We start from the raw sequence: 17,660 nt of genomic DNA, 5'->3' as shown, positions 1-17,660 counted from the left end.
GCTTTTAAAATTATTGATTAGGATTTCTAACAATCAATGGGTTGTTGTTTAAAATTCCTGCTCCGATCTCTGAGTAGTAGTTCCCGAACTGAAAACGATCTGCACCGGTAACGCGATTTGGCTTTACAATCTTGTAGATATAGGTGCCGTCATTAGCATCTCCCGGATTGTAATATTTATAAGGCCAAAGTCCGAAAGGTTGCGTAAGTCGCTTGGTCGCATCTCCTATATTATCGGTTATTGTAGCAGCATCCATAGGAGTACCATCAAGCACTTCGTGAGCAATTCTCCAGCGTTTAAGGTCGAAGAAATGTAACCCTTCAAAAGCAAACTCTACAAAGCGCTCGTGCGCGATACGGTCAAAAGTGATATCTGCAGCGGCAAGATCTGTTGTGATCCCGGCACGACGACGCACTTGATTGAGATAACCTGCTGCTACAGCAGGTTGATTTAATTCAAAAGCTGCTTCTGCTGCGTTGAGCAATACTTCTGCATAGCGATAACGAATAAACCATACGTCACTTTGTGTTCCACGTTGACCCGACCCTGCTTTAGGATCTTGATATTTTCGAATATAAAAACCGGTCTGCGCTGTAAATTCTAATCCGTCTATTGGTCCGTCAAAACCTACGACCTTCATATCTGTGCCCATCACTTCTTTTTGTTGTCCGCGAGAATCGCCGCTGATGATGGTTCCGTCAGCGAGTTGAATACCTGCAAAAATGTCTACTTCGCGACCCTTAAATGAAGAACCTGGCACTATTACCGTCCCCATTAAACGTGCGTCTCTGTTAGCAAAAACCCCTTCTGGTGTATCGTAATAAATAGGATTTCCTGAGGCATCCTCAATAGGTAGCGGTGCATACTCACCGTCTAACGTTTCAAAAGACTGCACTAAACTCAGCGCCGGATTGATACGGCCACCTTCCTCTTCTTCAGCACCAAAACGCGGCTGATTTGCAATAGTAAAGCCATGTACTTTACCGCTTTGCAGTTTGTAGTCTTCGACAAAGATCGCTTCTGGATTATTGGATTTATCATAAAAAATACTTGCGAAGTTTTCAGACAGATCAGGCTTTTTCTCATATAGTGAATAATTGCCTACTTCGCCATTAATAATAGACTGTGCAGCACTTAGAGCAGTAGTGTAATATTCCTCTGCTCTTGATGCGGGAATACCTACTTCGCCACCAGGTAACGATACCTGAGGTGTGCTCGCTCCATATCTAGCAATAGAACCGGCATATAAGGCGGCACGAGCCTTCATAGCGAGAACAGCACCTTTACTCGCTCTTGATTTTGTATTTACATCAGAAGGAAGATCTGCTAAAATCGCATCAGCCTCACTGATTACAAAGTCGTAAAGCGCAGCTTCGGTCTCACGTGGATGTTGTAAATAAGTCGCATCTCCACTAAAGTCATAGGTTTCAGATTCAAGAATAAGCGGTACGCCTCCCATACGTTTTACCATAGTAAAATAGTAGGAAGCTCTTAAAAACCGACCTTCAGCAGCAAATCGTGCTTTATCTGCGGGATCTAAAGCCTCAGAAAGCTCAAGACGCTCAAGAAAAAGATTCATTTCTCTTATGTAACCATAGTCCCAAGTTCCCCAATCACCGTAGCCGTAGCCTCCATTTTGAAAATAGCCATATCTACCGGCTTCTGACCAGAAGGCAACATTAAATTGCGCCAGAGAAGACCAATCTTCTACAGTACCAAAATCATAATAGCGATTGTATAGGTCGGCTAATACTGATAGTACGATATCTGGACTGCCAAACGCTTGATTCTGAGTTAAGATATTAGAAGGCTCGCGATCTAAAAATTCACTATCTGAGGAACAACTGCCCAACAGAAAGGGAATTATTAAGAAATATATATATTTTTTCATTGCATTCATTTTTTAAAGTGAGATGTTGACTCCTACATTTACAAATTTGTTTTGCGGATACTGTAACCCATTATCATCAGATATTTCTGGATCTACGCCAAATTCAGCAAGATTATCAATAGAGAAGAGGTTGTATGCGTTAACATAAAAGCGCGCTCTCGAAACATTGATTTTTTCAAGGAAAGTGTCTGGTAGCGAGTAGCCTAACTCTAGTGTTCTAGCTCTGATATAAGTGACGTTATGCAGCCAAAATGTAGAATTTTTGTTGTAGTTACTATGGCCGCCATCATTGAAGCGCAATGCAGGATATTTACCCGGAATCCACTCACTGTTTGGATCAAACGGATCTGCACGTCTCCAACGATCAAGGAAAATTTTGTTTAGCGCACCATTATTTTGATACGCCCAGCGTTGTTCCCAGCTTTGGTTCCAAGAGTATCCTGAGGCACCAGAGAAATCTGCTCTTAAGTCAAAGCCTTTATAGGCCGCAGAAAGACTGAACCCAAAGTTGATCAACGGGTTGTAATTATTATAGCCAATAGGGGTTTCATCATAACCATCTATACGGCCATCACCATTAACATCCTCATAAATAATGTCACCAGGTAGCAAGGTGCTGTTTCCGCGACCGTCAATATCAACAGGGTAGTTGTCGATCTCTTCTTGAGACTGAAATTGCCCTAATGCTGTGTAGCCCCAGAAAATTGTATTGTATCTGTTTTCTGAAGATGCACGGTACTGCTGATACGAGTTATCAAAGCGAGGCTTATATGATTCTAAGAATTTACTTCTTGAAATAGAAGCATTACCTGAAACATTAAAGGTCACTTCACCAAAATTTGTAGCGTAGGATAATGCTCCTTCTATACCATATTGAGCATCAGAGTTTACGTTTTCATCAGGAAGACCATAACCCAATTCATTTGGGATAAGGATGTCATATTTACGTCCTCTTAGCCCCGTACGCTTTCTGTAGAAGTAATCAACAGAACCAGATAGCTTAGAGTCAAATAGATAAAAATCAGCTCCAATATCTGTGATCTTACTCTTAAACCAAGAGATGTTTGTGATAGGCTGCCCTTTATCACGGCTAGCGATCACAGGGTTTCCATCTAAAATAGCTACGCCTTGATTGTAGTTATACCCTGTTAAATAATCGTAAGGCCCAATACCAATATTATCATCTCCGAGGATACCATATGAACCTCTGAATTTTAGATTATTTAAAACGCTGTCATCACCTATAAGCTCTTTAAAGAATTCTTCTTCGGTGATTCTCCAACCTGCTGATGCAGAAGGGAAATATCCCACACGCTTGTCTGGTGCAAATTTCCAAGAGGCATCGCGTCTCGCAGAAACTTCTAAATAATACTTGTCTTTATAATTATAGTTTAGTCGACCTATGTATCCTATACGTGCTTCTTCATTATCAGAATCATCGTAAGCATCAGTGTCTGAAAAATAAATTAGAGGTAGCGTATTTGTTTTTGGAACGGCGTGTACCCATTGCTCTTGAAACCTTGCTTCTTGTCTCTCAACAATAAACAGCCCTTCAACAGAGTGGTCTCCAAATTTACGCTTGTATTGTAACTGCCCTTGATAAATATTTCTCAAGACCTTGCGGGTTCTGCGTTCCCTCCAAGGGTTTGAACTTCCACCAGTTACATTATAGACATCATTCTCAGGATCGTAGGTGTATGCATCGTAAGTGTATTCATGACCATTGAGTACGCGGTCTGCAATATAGTAAGAGTACATTCCTTTTGCTTTTAAACCTTTTACACCGGGAATGTCATATTCTGCAGAAAAATTGGTTTGTAGTACGCGCCAAATATCTTCTGCATAACCACCTATTTTAAAGTTGTGTAATGCCCAGTTGGTTTCATTATGCCCTATATCGTTAAGATACTCCGGGTTGTCGTTAGCATACGGACGCTCGAATGGGCGATTACGCAAAATAGCAAAACGAGGTAGCCAGTAGTCATCTGCTCCGGGAATACCAGGATTTTTACGCGTCTCTACGCGGCCATTGATTTGTACACCAACTTTAAGACGGTCTGTGATATTAGCGTCAACATTACTTTGAATATTACTTCTTTTAAAAGTAAACTCATCACCTAATACCGACTCCTGATCTAAGTGAGTCGCAGATAAATAATAGCTGATGTTTTCAGAACCTCCGGTAGCACTTACGTTTACGTTGGTAAGCGGTGCATTTTTCTTGATGATAAAATCTTTCCAGTTAAAGGATTGATAGCCACGATCTTCACCAATTCGGTATTTTTCTAATTCTTCAGGAGTGATCCCTGTAGAGCCGTACTGGTTGACTTCGGCTTCAGCTTTACCTAACATCCATTGATAAGAATCGTTTACTGTCTCAGGAAAACGAGACCAGTTTTGCCAGCCTACATATGCATTAACATTGACCGTATTTTTAACTCCTTTACGTCCTTTTTTTGTAGTTACTACGACTACACCGTTTGCGGCACGAACCCCATAAACAGCAGCTGAGGCGTCTTTAAGTACCGTTATACTTTCAATATCGTTAGGAGATATGTTGTTGAATTGACCTTCATCTTGCTGAATACCATCAATTACGTAAAGAGGAGTACCCATATTACGTATCTGAATGGAAGCACTTGCTCCGGGGCGTCCGTCATTCATACGGAAGCTAACCCCAGGTATTTTACCGGCTAATCCAGAACTTACAGTAGCACCTCCGTGCACTTTCTCCAGATCTTCGCTGGTTATGGTTGCAATAGAACCGGTGATCGACTTTTTATCTTGTGTAGAATATCCGGTTACCACAACAGCATCTAAGCCGGCAATATCCTCTTCAAGTTGCACATCTATTTGGGTTTGGCCATCAACAGGTATTTCTTTGGTTTTAAAACCTACATAGCTAAATACTAAGGTAGCATCAGGTGCAGCACTAATGCTATAATTTCCGTCAAAATCTGTGGTGGTTCCCCGTGTGGTCCCTTTGACCAAAATGGTTATGTAAGGCAGTGGTCCTGCGGTTTCTCCTGCAGCGCTTACATTTCCTTCAACAGTGATATTTTCCTGTGCGTATGTATTCTGTAAACACAAAACGCCTAGAACCAACATCAGCAAGGGATGCCATTTAATCGAGTTCAGTAGAAGTTTTTTCATTGAGTTTCATTTTTGTGTGAATTAGTTTTTAAAATTTCTGATTGTTAAAATTTTAAGAGAATAACGCGTTACGATATCGATATCGTAAAGTTTGACGAATGTATAAAAACGTTTTATCTGGTATAAATATTAAAAGTAAATTTTACGTTTAATACGCAATATTGACGCAAATAGTGATGTTTAAGACAATTTGTAGTTACATATGTAAATCTTAAATGACTATTAGGTTTTATATTGAAACTATAACGTTTGAATTTATTGAGCGCAAAACAATTCATTTCAAACGATATGGTATTTGTGTCAACGGTAGGTGAGCACATTCCAAAACCTGATCAATTGTTAATTTTTTTAGGAGTTATCTTATTTTTTTGATGAAATCGTAATTGCGGTAATTTTTTAGGTAATGGAAGACGCTTTCTACTGTCATCTTATTACAAGCCAAAAACTGCCTTTTTGTTAGAAACTAAGGTGAAATGTTCATTATCATGCTTATGCCTACACTATTAAGAAATATTTCAGTGCTAATGAGTTTATCATATTATGCTTAAGAGATTTTAGTACTGCGCTATACTACTTGTTCAATAAGCAAATACATTCCGTTTTGGGGTAGAAAAAAAGCGGAGTTGGTGAGACTCCGCTTCCATAGTATTAACGCTAATTTAATACTACTTGCTCAACTGTTCCTCTTTGAGCATTTTAATAAAATAACCACCTACCACAGAGCGGGCTTTAAAACCAACTTTGTGCGCATCAGTGGTCTCGTGCCAGTCAGAAAGCGGTACGCGGTCTGGTGTGGTATTAGCAAATTCCCAAACCGGATCAATTAGTGCATTGAAATCGGCTTCATTATCAGCCAAAGTTGCCGTCCATAAAATCCAGTCAGACTTCGTGTAGGTTTTACGACTGTCTAATGGCAAACCGTAGTCTTCTTGTTTGGTTAGATAATAGGCGATTTCTGTTTTATGAACGTCTTCATCAAAAATATTCAAGCCCAGAATCTCATCCCAAACCAGGTTGTACTTCTGGCTCCAGGTGCCCTCGCTTTCAAAAGCCAAGGTGTAGTGATCGCCATCTGCCGCGATGTTCTTCCAATTACCAGCCATTTCTTTAGCGGCATTGGTATACTTTTCAGCAGTTGCAGTATCTCCCAGCATCGCTGCAAGTTTCCCGTAAGAAGCAATGGCCATAATCGCTTTTACCGAAAGGTTAGCATTTCGCGCTAAATGACCGGCAAAATCATCTGTTGATAATTGGTTGGCTGGGTCAAAACCACTTTGCATCAGGTAATCTGCCCAGGTGGTAAGCGTTTCCCAGTGCGCTTTAGCGTATTCTGCATTGCCTTCTACTTGAGCGATTGCCGCAGTTAGGATAAGCATATTTCCTGCTTCTTCTACCGGCATATCTTCTCCATAGGTCTGACCTAAAGCAATAGGGTAAGTTCCTATATCGTGCGCCGGAAATGGCTTTTTCCATTTTCCGCTTTCGCTGTAGTAAAAGATTCCATTGAGCATTCCTTTAAGTAAATCTGGATTATAAACTAGAAATAATGGAGCAGAAGGGTAGGTGACATCCACAGTATTGATCGAACCGTTGCTGTTGTTTTCTTTAGATAAAAACAAAATATCACCATTAGGCGCTTCTACGAGAATATGAGCAGCAATGGCTTGACGGTAAGCGGCAACACAAAGATCTGCGTATTTCTTACCACCTGCAGCTAATGCATCATCGTACAATTTCTGATCAAAAGTTTTGACTTTATTGATCACGCCGTTGTAATTAGCATACGCTTCAGCAAGCTCAGCATTCATTGTTGCACCGTCTTTAGACCACCACGGTTTAAGGCTGGTTCCAAAATAATTCACCGCTTCGAGTTGATCATAACCAATCATAAAAACTTGTTCTGCGCCCTGTGCATCAATCTTACCAAGATCTGCAACGGTATTCAGGATAAGGTTTTTACCGGTTGTCTCAGCATCAGTGTCCTGTATACTTCCGGTAGCAAAAGCTTCTAACCCTTTGTCAGCCGGAGAAACATATTGCTGTACATTTTCAGCAGGAGCAGCAACGTATAAATATCCCCAATCAATACGTAGGTCATCTCCTTTTTTCTCTAATACCGGCTGCGCGACTGACCCTGCTTTCAATACCGAAAGCCCTTCGTTTTGATATTCTGAAACTTCCACCTCTTGCACCGGTTGGTTGATCGCAATAGCAGAGGAAGCTCCCAGATATACTTTGGCTTGTTGCCCTTCTTTACCTGCTATTTTTACATTGATGTACGAAATAGGTCTGCTATAGATCTCAAGATCTTCGATCAATAACGGAGAGGTAAATGTCACATTTACCTGAGTTCCATCGGCGTCAAAAACATATTCGGTTTGATTTGCTCTAAAAGCCACATCAATCTGTTTTGCTTTCTTGACGATCGAGTTGGTTTGCGTTTTGGCTTCAGTCACCAATCCGGCGTCTAAAAATTGTCCGCCCGCGGTGTTGCGAATGTGTACCGCAAGTACATTCCCTTCCGTTTTGAGCGTTTGCATCGCTTCTTCAGGAATAGGCAAGTACTTGTAGCTGTTTTGCCAGCCGTTGATATCTGCGATTTGCACCCCGTTAAGCCAAACTTTTACGTTATCATCATGGCTTAATTTTAGATACAAACTTTCCAGATCTGTAGTTTCCAGATCAAAGCTGCGTCTGTAATACAAGTCATCTGTGTTCCACACCGTTTTAGCCATACTTTCATTTTCACTGAAAGGTGCTTCCCCGGTTTTCCAAGCAGAAGCATCATAGCTGGTGCTGATCCAATTTTCATCAGGTTTACTTTCTGAATAGCTAACGGAATAGGTTTCTTCATCTGAAGCCGGAAGGATGGTCTCATAAACTTTACTCTCGCTTCCTAAGAATTGATAAAACTTATCATCTAGCTGAAGCACTCCGGTGAGGGCGTGGTCTCGTTCGGTCCAATGCTTAGTGGGGCTAGCATTAAGTTCGTCGCCCATAGACCAAATGCTCAAATAAGGATCGTGGGTAATGAGCGGGTAGGCCGGTGCGCGCAACGAAGCGCTGGCGGCATTTACATCGTTTTCGTTTTGTGCTGTGGCTTCCTCTTCTTTGCACGAAAATACAAAGAGGCACAGAAGGCTAAGCATCAATAAACTGTTTCTGTTCATAGTTTAAAATTTAGTTATTCTGGTTTTTTCCACAAAGTGGAAGGTAATTGGGCTCGATCCTTAATAATCAAAATGGCTTCAGCAGTGCGTTATTCTCTTTTATCAAAATATCCCAAACCCTTTTTTAAGGGCTCAGGATATTAAGGTATTAAGCTGAAGGTCAATCTAAATTATTCAGCAAACAAGCGCCATTCAGCTAATTGAAACAAACTATCGCCACCATTGGCTAAAATGTCTAAGCGATAATACGTATAGCTGGTATCATTAGTGATCAAAAACTCACGCGTTTGTCCTCTGCTTTCAAAAGACTGACCGGTTCTTGAATCTATTTCTGTAAAATTGATTCCGTCGTTAGATCCTGAAAGCGTCCAATCTACAGGGTCTCTGCCAGGAGCATCATTTGCAGAAGTAAGTGAATATTTTGTTACGCGAACCCCTTGCGCAAACTCTTGCTGAATCCACTCAGGATTATTAAAGTCAAACAAAAGGAATTTGGTGCCCGTATCCCCATCGGTTACCCTAATGGAAGCTTCGTTAGAATCTGCGCCATTACGATTTTCGCGACTAACCGTTGTTATAGCCGTAGCGGTTATATCCTGAGGTCCAAAGGTTAAAAGCTTAAGATTAAGCAGTCTCCATTCTGTTAATTGAATGAGCGTACTACCGTTGTTTTCTAGCACATTAATACGATAATAGCGATAAGCTTGATCGTTGTCAAATGTGAATTCTCTAGTTTGATTACGCGCCGTAAAGGTTTGGTCTGTACGTGTATCTAAAACCTCAAAGTTGGCTCCGTCATTAGAACCCAAAAGTTCCCAGGTTTTAAAATCACGGTCAGGCGCATCATTACCCGAAGTAAATGTGTATTTATTTACCACCTGAGCAAACTCAAAGTTTTGCTGCATATAAAATTCCTGCGGAAAACCATTAGTTAAGAACTTTGTGGTGTAATCATTATCAATCACTTTAAGCGAACCTTCGGCAGAGTCTGCGCCGTTAGGGTGATCTCTACTTACTACGATTGTCGCGTTGCCTTCTGAAGTAACGTCGATCAATTCTGAAGCGGGATCAAAAGGATAGTTCAAATTAGGAAACTCTGCACGCGCCTGAAGCAATTCGTTTTTATTGGTATCATCAAAACCAAAAGCACTTTCTGCAAGCGGCTCAAGATCTTCGCCGGTAGCACCGCTAAAAAAATGCACGAGTTCGCCTAAATTCATATCGCGGGCATAATCGGTTCCGTCAATGGGATAGTTGGCAGCAAGAACTTTAAAAAAGTTGTTGAGCGTGATACCTCCATTGTAGGTCTCATAAATAGGCAAAAACCAATCTCTGAACCAAAAGGTTTCGGTATTAGGATAATTTACTGAGGTAGCGCTGAACGCTGTTTTTACTCGTTCGGCCTCTGCCTCGAGGCCAAGATTTACATAGAGGTCATAGGTGAAGATCTGATTGTAGGTGTCTCCCCAAACTGCAGCTGCAGGTGACTTATGAACCCCGTTGCTAGAGTGTTCAACCACTTGAGCCATTAAAGCAGAAGCCATATCAAGCGTAGCACCCGATCCTTCAGTAGTTGTGATAGGAAGATCTATCAAACTACGATTGCCGGCATCATCATCAAAGATGGTTTTGTAATACGTAGGGCTGTCAGATTCGCCGTGACCAATCACATAAAGCAAACTCTTTTCACCATAGGTACCGTAATTTTCAACCACGTAGGCCCATGAATTACTAAAGAAATTGAATGGCCATTCTATTGCGCGATCTACTTCAGCGTCGTAATAGACCGCAGCCGAAACATCAAAATATTGACGTAAAACATCTTCATCTTGGTCATTCCAGCTAAGTGTAATTCCGCGTAGCGGAGAACCTTCAGGATCATTATTCACAACAGAATCCGGCTCGCCGGTAACCAGAGACGAGTCGTCATCTCCACAGGATTGAAGCATCATAAATACCCCAAATGCCAGTAAGATAGTGTATATAGTTTTTTTCATAATTATCTATTTTTTTAGATGCTTACCTTGGGGTTAGCAGCATATTCTTCCCATAATTCATCTACGGTTTTACCCGTGTATTTCTTCCAAGTTTCAGGAGTGTATTGCTTGGTACGTAAGTCTTCATCAAGCTTCACGACAAGGTCCTCATCGTAATTTTGCGTCAACCATACTAAAAAGCGCGCCGTAATACGGTATGCGTTCTCATAACTTTGAGAAGGGCTAAACGGGGTAAGGGACCATCCCGCTCCTTCATTATCTAAAGCATATTTATAACGGACGTAATCGGCAATTCCTTCTGTTAACCAACCGGGTCCTGCACCTCCGGGATAAGATTGTACTAAGTGCATAAGCTCGTGAGTAACCAGATCAAGATCTTCTGGTTTTTTATGCAACCAGTCTGAGCTGATCGTGATCGCTCCTTGGTGAGCATAAGCTACACCATCGTAAGTTGTATCAATTTTTATAGTTACATGTTCCTGAGCAGCAGGATTAAAATCCTGTACCAGCTTAGGATACACTTTTTCAAAGATCTCTTCAATACCTTCTTGAATTTCGGGATCTAAAGTTTCATCCTGACTGGTGTAGGTTAAGGTATATTTATTTTGAGCTTGAGCACAACCGGTAAGACTTAGACTTACTAAAGCGATCACGCAAGCGTTAAAAAATAATGTTCTCATAATATCGTATGTTTTTATAAATTAAGATTAGGCCCTGTACGTGGGCAGGAGCCTAATCTTGTGGCTACTGGTTTACCAACCCGGGTTTTGCACAAGCTCCGGGTTTGCGTTTAATTCATCTTGTGGAATAGGCCACAAATAATCTTGTGGTCTAAATATGCGTGTCTCAAAAGTCACTACGTTGTAGAACTCCTCTTCAGTACGGGCATTGATATCCATACCGTGCATTTCTCCTGCGAGGGCTTCATCAGCGATCTTCCAGCGACGAACGTCAAAATATCTGGTGTTCTCTAAGAATAATTCTACACGGCGTTCTTTTCTTATCGCCTCGCGCATAGCTTCTTGGGTTGCAGGAGCATCCAGTTCTACAGAACCGTACTCAGGAATTCCTGCACGTTCGCGAATGAGATTGACGTAGGTTAAAATATCAGGATTTCCCGGGTCGTACTCGTTTAGTGCTTCGGCATAATCCAAATAGATCTCTGCTAAACGCAGCATTGGTAGTGAGCGGTTGTTATTTCTGTAATCGCCAACCGGAAGTTTTTTTCTTGCGATGTATCCGGTAGGAGGATAGTCATTAGTACCTGCCTGGCGACCAGAGTTTCCACCAAACCAAGTCTTGGTAATGATATCACCAAAATTACGGTTTAGCCATAAACTGCCATTATAGGTTACTCCCACATAAAAACGTGGCTCTCTATTGGTCCACGGATTAAAAGTAGTTCTCGTAGTAAAATCATAGGGCGCCTGAAATTGAGAGAAACCATCAGCCACATAATTGGCCTGTGGATCGTCAATAGCTCTTCCATTTGAGGTGAAGAAGGCATCTACCATTTCTTGCGTAACGCTCAAACCACCGGCACCGCGTACTTCTGTAGCCGAACCTAAGTGGTAAGGAGTCATATCATAATGCAGATAATTAGCACCACCCGGGCGCGCGTAAACAATTTCAGAATTGTAATCTACAAGCATCACATCACGTGTAGAAAGGTAAGGGTTGTACGAACCATCCTCGTTAAAGCGCTCGTAAAGGCTATAGGTGTTAGGCACGTATTTATCAATAAAAGCTTTCGCAGCATCAGCAGCAGCTTTCCATTTATTCACGTCATAATTTTGAGGAATAAGGTTTTCCCCTTCGGTGCCTACAAAATCAGCATAATCTGTGTTTCCATTAAAAAGGGGACTCGCCGCAAATAGCAGCGTTTGTTCTTTAATCGCCATTGCAAAAGGTGTGCTCATACGACCTGCATTATTACCTGTAAAGCTTGTACCTTCAAGATCTGCTGCAGCCACGTCTAATTCTGAAGTGATATAGGCAGCTACTTCTTCAATACTATTTCTTTTTAAACCCAAGGCTTGAAGGTCTGCATCAGCAGGAATTGGCGTTTCTCCCAACAAAATAACCGGGCCGTAGCTTCGCATTAAATTGAAGTAATAATAGGCTCTCAAAACACGCGCTTCGGCTTTGTACTGTGTAATGATTGCAGGATCACAATCCTGGCATAAATCTACCGACTCAATAAAAGTAGATGCAGATCGAATTCCGCGGTAAAAGTTTGACCACAGGTTACTTACATTTTGAGTAGTCGCATTCCAGTCTCCAATATTCAGGAAATTCCCCATATGGAATCCCCAAACATATTCGGCTTCATCAGAAGCGCCGGTCCAAGGTCCAGAGTTTTCAGTCGTAGTATAACGCTGTGCAAACTCACTGGGTATTTGTGAATATACATTAGCTAAATACTGTTCAACGGTAGACCTACGTGCAAAGGTCTCCTCAAAGGTAAGGCGATCATCAGGCACCTGATCTAAGTAATCATCGCCGCAGGAGAGCAATAATCCGCTAAGAATAAGTGTTACTATTAGTTTTTTCATAAGTTTTATATTTTTTGAATCTGCATTACACGAGGTATTGCGATTCAATTATTTTTTTAGAATTGAAAAGTTCCTCCTAAGGATACTACCGAAATGTTAGGATAACGCCCACCATTGTTGGTATTCAATTCGGGATCCCAAAGGTCAAATTTGCTCAGGGTAAACAGGTTAGTGGCGCGCATATAGATTCTAAAATCATCAACACCAAATTTTTTAGAAAAGGTTTCTTTGAAGGTGTAACCTACTTCGGCAGTTTTCAGTCTTAAAAAGTCAATATCTCGCAACCACCACGTACTGTTTTGGTTGTTGTTTGTTTGTCCTATCCCCGAAGCACTAAAAGAAAGCCTTGGGTAGGTGGCATAAGCATCATTGTTTTCAGTTGTCCAGCGATCCAGACTAGTGGTGTAGATATTACCTTCACCACCATCACCTATAAATGGGCGAATACCGTAACCGCCTATAAAACGGTCAGAAAAACTTTGTCCCTGAAAGAATAAACTCGCATCAAAACCTTTATAAATAGCAGTAATTCCAAAACCGTAAGTCAGTGCCGGAACATCACCATCACCAATTACTTTACGGTCAAAAGCATCTATCTGGCCATCGCCATTCAGGTCTGAATATTTGATATCTCCCGGTTGAATTTGTCCAAACTGAGTTGGGAAACCGTCTTCTGTCGTAATAAAGCCATCGCCATCAAGGTCATCTTCTAGAGTGAATAAACGTTCAGCTACATAACCTACGTTAGCTAAAAGACCTGTACCCTGACGGTTTAACCAAGGATAAGGTTGTTCTGGAACTCCATTCTCAACGATTTTATTTTTGTTATAAGAGAAGGTTCCTCTAAACGAAAGGCGCAGCTCTTGAAATTGATGACTGTAGTTAAGCGTTCCGTCAAAACCTTTGTTTTCGGTAACCCCTATATTTCCGTAAGGATCGGTAGTTAAACCAATGTAATTAGGAATGTCGCTTCGATTTAAGAAGGCACCTTCGGTACGCTCGTAGAAGAAATCTGTAATCAGGCTTAATCTACTATCAAAGGCATTGATCTCAATCCCTAAATCTTGTTTGCGCGCTTCGGCCCAAACCACATCAACCCCGTAATAGGTTTGCGCGATTCCATCTACATACTGTCTATTTTCACTAAAGTAATATCCATCCTGCCCACTTTCTACACGGTTAAGGTAGGCAAAGCGCCCTGCACCCGAATCAGACCCTACCAAACCGTCTGAGTAGCGCAGTTTAAAGTAATCAATATGCTCCTTAATAGGTTCAAAGAATTTTTCGTTAGATACGACCCAACCCACTGCCAGCGATGGGAAAAACCCGTAGCGGTTGTTAGGAGCAAAGTTTTCTGAACCGTTATAACCCGCATTCACCTCAAGAAAATAACGGTCATCATAGGAATAGGTAGCTCTACCTGCTAGACCTTCATTTCTAAAAGGTATAGCTTCTGTAAAGTTGCCGGCAAATGCATTTGAATAATCGGTACGATTAGCAAGCAATAAACCGCTAACGCTATGTTTTCCAAAACTGCGGTCGTAGTTTACAGAAACCTGAGTGTAGAACCTGCGGTTTCCACCATTGCTGCGATCATAGCCAAGAAAGTTAGTACCTGTGTAGGTCTCATTAAGCAATAAACCGCCATCTTCTGTGTATGGAAAATTAGCATCTACAAAGTAGGTACTTTCGCGTTTTGACCTTGCTACATTTTGCTCGTTAAACGAATCGAAAGCAAAAAGACCGTGCAGTGATAAACCTTCAGTAATGAAACTCAGCTGCTGGTTGAGGTTTAGGTTAGTGTTGAGATTGGTACGGGTAATTGTACGGTAGCCTCGCAATGCAACTTCTGCATACGGGTTGCGTAAGCCGCCATTGGCACTTCTACCGGGAACATAACCTCCCGGATAAAGCACAGGGTATTCTACCGGTGGTGCCTCTAAAGCGGTCCCAAAGATCTGATCTTCTAAGCTAATATTAGCTGAAGTAGGTGTTCCGGGGTAATTTCCGTCTGACAAATAACCTTGTATCCCAACATTGATATCTGTGGTTTTAGTCAAATCAAGGGTAAGGTTTGAAGTGAAATTATAACGCTCAAAACCAGTACCTGAATCATAGCTCACATTAGGATCTGTTTGAAAAAGTCCGGTCTCGTTGTAGTATCCAAGCGACACATAATAGCGAGCGCTTTCGGCGCCTCCGGTGACATTGATGAGAGCTTGTCTGTTGCGTCCGTAGCTCTTAAAAACTTCGTCCATCCAGTTGACATTAGGGTAAAGCAGCGGATTCTCGCCTGATGCTGTGGCGTCAATGTATTCCTGAGAATATTTAGGTAGATCCCCACGCGTGGTTAAGGCTTCGTTGGCCAAATTCATATAGGTAATACCGTCTACAAGATCTGGTGTTTTAGTAAAGTGCGTTACCCCTTCAAAATAGTCTAATGTAATTTGTGGCTTACCTATTTTACCTTTTTTGGTTTCGATCAAGATCACGCCATTAGCCCCACGAATTCCATAAACCGCGGTTGCCGAGGCATCTTTTAAAATAGAGAAGGATGCAATATCACGTGGATTTATGTTGTCTAGAGAACGCTCAACCCCATCTACCAGAACCAGAGGGTATGCATTACCAAAACTTGAAATACCACGAATCCATAGATCTGCGCCATCGTAACCCGGTAAACCTGAGCGTTGTACCCCGGTAATCCCAGAAATACGACCGGCAAGCATAGTACCCAAATTGGCAACAGGTAATTCTAGTTCGTCTGCCTTGATCGTAGATTGTGCACCTACCACGCTGATTTTTTTCTGTTTTCCGTATCCTACTAATACTACTTCATCCAGAGATTGCGCATCGTCTGCCATCTGAATGTCAATACTGGATTCCCCCTTCACAGGAATTTCAGCAGTTTTCATACCTACATACGAGAATACAAGCGTTGCTTCGCCATCGCTTACCGTAATGGTATAATTTCCATCAAAATCGGTTAGGGTTCCGTTAGTAGTGTTTTGTTCTTTAATGTTGACTCCGGGGAGCGGTACTCCTTGCGAGTCTGTTACTGTACCGGTAACTGTAATACCGGTTTCTTCTTGGGCATACATTGTTGAAGTGGTGCTCAACAGCAATGTCATGAGAAGTATTCCTAAAACCGGGATGTTACACCTGGTTTCTCTGGGTCGATAAAGGACCTTTAGAGAAAAAGAATACTTGTCAATGAGAGAAAGTAATTTTTTCATCCAATAAACTGAGTTTTTAAATTATTCGTGTTTCCGTTAAAAGATTGCTAAAACTAGTAAAACGTTTTACCAAATCTTTAAGAGAACGTTGCCTAATCTAAAATTCTCACGTCTAAAGTTATAAATTGAAGTTAACTATGCGATAGGAAGATTACAGAATATAATTGAAATAGCAATATTGATTAGTTAATGCAATTGTTTTAGTAATAAAAGTCGATTTGCATCATTATGTCTTAAAAGCACTACAATACGTTTCAGATGCCGTTTAATGACGCGTTTTTATAGTTATTGATTATTCGTAACTATTAATAATTTTCAAAAATCAAAGAGCTTGGTGATATCATCTACTGCCGAAATGATAGTATTTTAACATAAATTCGCTTCGCCGTCTTCAATACCGAAAGAGTAAGATAGGAGGGAAGTAAAATTCATGACCGGTTTTTGAGGAACTATTTCTCATAAAAAAATCCATTTTAGAAGGATTAGATCTTCTTAAAATGGATTTCATTTTATTTATTTAATAAAGCTTACCGAAACGCCTTTAAACCTATTTCGCAATTTGTTATAGGTTGAAAAATTGAGCGAAAGCTACTTCTTTTTAGAAGATTCTCGCGGGAGTAATTCTGCATCAAGCACCGATTTGATCACCGGGATTTCTTTGTCACTCTTTTTGAGAAGTTTGAACATAATGCGCATCAATTCTTCGCCTAATTCTTGAAGCGGTTGAGCTACAGCTGTGATCGAAGGCGTATTGATCCTAAAGAACTCATTGTCGTCAAAGGTCACGATCCCCAGATCATAAATGAGTTTTGGGTCCAATTCTTTGATGATCTCTAAAGATGCCTGCGTCAAATAATTGGTAGAAAAGAAAACGGAATCGATCCCATTGCTTCCGGTAAGTAGTGCTTTAATTTTATTTTTTCCTTCAGGTTTGTGAATTTCCTCAAAAGGCAATTCAAGAACCGTAGGAGATAAGCCTGCTTGCTGTACAGCGTCACGGTATCCTCTCGCGCGATCTTTCATCTGAATTTGCTGAGTATCTATCGAAATGAACGCGATGTTTTTATAACCATTATCAATCAAATGCTGCGTCGCATTTTGGGCGGCTGCATAATTGTTAATCACCACGTGATGCACATCGAGATCTTCAAAATAGCGGTCAGCCAGTACTACCGGGATATCGCTTTTAATTAGGTTTTCAATATCCTTTTTTATTCCGGGAGAGGGTATGATTAAAAATCCGTCTACTTGTCGTTCGTGAAAAACTCTAATGAGCTCTCTGGAGCGCTTATCATTGTTTTCATTACTGCAAAACAAGACTTTGTAGCCTTTTTCATAAGCGATATCTTCAATGATCCTGGCGATTTTAGCAAAGAACCTATTCCCGATATCTTCGACCATAAAGACCAGAATTTTACTTTTTCCGGTACGTAAGCTTTGAGCAACCTGATTGGGGCGATAATTGATTTCTTCTACGTAGTCTTCAATTTTTTTAATGACTTCTTTTGAAATCTTTCGTTCTTCGCCTTTGCCGTTTAATACAAATGAAATGGTGGTTATAGAGACATTTAATGCTTTTGCAATGTCTTTTATAGATGGGCGCTTTTGCTTCATGCGTTATTCAGGTTCTCAAGAGATCAATGAGGCTTTTCTTGCCT

At 41.1% G+C, this 17,660-nt stretch carries 8 protein-coding genes; all 8 read right to left on the bottom strand.

The genetic code is table 11. From position 1 onward, the window contains the following. Positions 1–10: 10 nt before the first annotated feature. The 8 genes from HCN54_RS10150 to HCN54_RS10115 all read right to left on the bottom strand — a co-directional run bounded on the left by HCN54_RS10150 (position 11) and on the right by HCN54_RS10115 (position 17,616). The gene (locus tag HCN54_RS10150; RefSeq protein ID WP_167597705.1) at positions 11–1,891 is read right to left on the bottom strand and encodes a RagB/SusD family nutrient uptake outer membrane protein; all 1,881 of its coding nucleotides are present in this window, start codon (positions 1,889–1,891) and stop codon (positions 11–13) included. Between the two features lie 12 nt (positions 1,892–1,903). Then, positions 1,904–5,044 carry a SusC/RagA family TonB-linked outer membrane protein gene (locus tag HCN54_RS10145; RefSeq protein ID WP_167597704.1) on the bottom strand — a complete coding sequence of 1,047 codons (3,141 nt, stop codon included), beginning with the start codon at positions 5,042–5,044 and terminating at the stop codon, positions 1,904–1,906. A gap of 665 nt (positions 5,045–5,709) precedes the next feature. After that, the gene (locus HCN54_RS10140; RefSeq protein ID WP_240924852.1) at positions 5,710–8,214 is read right to left on the bottom strand and encodes a glutaminase domain-containing protein; all 2,505 of its coding nucleotides are present in this window, start codon (positions 8,212–8,214) and stop codon (positions 5,710–5,712) included. A gap of 170 nt (positions 8,215–8,384) precedes the next feature. Then, entirely contained in the window at positions 8,385–10,211 is a 1,827-nt protein-coding gene (locus HCN54_RS10135; RefSeq protein WP_167597703.1) for a discoidin domain-containing protein, read from the bottom strand. Between the two features lie 14 nt (positions 10,212–10,225). Further along, positions 10,226–10,891 (bottom strand): basic secretory protein-like protein, encoded by a 666-nt coding sequence (locus tag HCN54_RS10130; protein WP_167597702.1) that lies wholly within the window; start codon positions 10,889–10,891, stop codon positions 10,226–10,228. Positions 10,892–10,963: 72 nt separating this feature from the next. Continuing rightward, a complete protein-coding gene (locus HCN54_RS10125; protein WP_072980465.1) occupies positions 10,964–12,766 on the bottom strand; it encodes a RagB/SusD family nutrient uptake outer membrane protein in 1,803 nt (600 codons plus the stop codon). Positions 12,767–12,822: 56 nt separating this feature from the next. Next, complete coding sequence (locus HCN54_RS10120; RefSeq protein WP_240924851.1) at positions 12,823–15,897, bottom strand: SusC/RagA family TonB-linked outer membrane protein; 3,075 nt, start codon at positions 15,895–15,897, stop codon at positions 12,823–12,825. A gap of 693 nt (positions 15,898–16,590) precedes the next feature. Continuing rightward, positions 16,591–17,616 carry a LacI family DNA-binding transcriptional regulator gene (locus HCN54_RS10115; protein WP_072980073.1) on the bottom strand — a complete coding sequence of 342 codons (1,026 nt, stop codon included), beginning with the start codon at positions 17,614–17,616 and terminating at the stop codon, positions 16,591–16,593. Between the last annotated feature and the right edge of the window lie 44 nt (positions 17,617–17,660).

It is taken from the genome of Leeuwenhoekiella sp. ZYFB001, from assembly GCF_011784865.1.
Taxonomy (GTDB): Bacteria; Bacteroidota; Bacteroidia; order Flavobacteriales; family Flavobacteriaceae; genus Leeuwenhoekiella; species Leeuwenhoekiella palythoae.
The sequence above is the reverse complement of the archived record's forward strand: the minus strand, read 5'-3'. Positions and strand labels throughout refer to the sequence as shown.

Coding starts and splice junctions, on each gene's coding strand:
- HCN54_RS10150 (WP_167597705.1), bottom strand. CDS start 1,891: ATGAAAAAATATATATATTTCTTAATAATTCCCTTTCTGTTGGGCAGT.
- HCN54_RS10145 (WP_167597704.1), bottom strand. CDS start 5,044: ATGAAAAAACTTCTACTGAACTCGATTAAATGGCATCCCTTGCTGATG.
- HCN54_RS10140 (WP_240924852.1), bottom strand. CDS start 8,214: ATGAACAGAAACAGTTTATTGATGCTTAGCCTTCTGTGCCTCTTTGTA.
- HCN54_RS10135 (WP_167597703.1), bottom strand. CDS start 10,211: ATGAAAAAAACTATATACACTATCTTACTGGCATTTGGGGTATTTATG.
- HCN54_RS10130 (WP_167597702.1), bottom strand. CDS start 10,891: ATGAGAACATTATTTTTTAACGCTTGCGTGATCGCTTTAGTAAGTCTA.
- HCN54_RS10125 (WP_072980465.1), bottom strand. CDS start 12,766: ATGAAAAAACTAATAGTAACACTTATTCTTAGCGGATTATTGCTCTCC.
- HCN54_RS10120 (WP_240924851.1), bottom strand. CDS start 15,897: ATGACATTGCTGTTGAGCACCACTTCAACAATGTATGCCCAAGAAGAA.
- HCN54_RS10115 (WP_072980073.1), bottom strand. CDS start 17,616: ATGAAGCAAAAGCGCCCATCTATAAAAGACATTGCAAAAGCATTAAAT.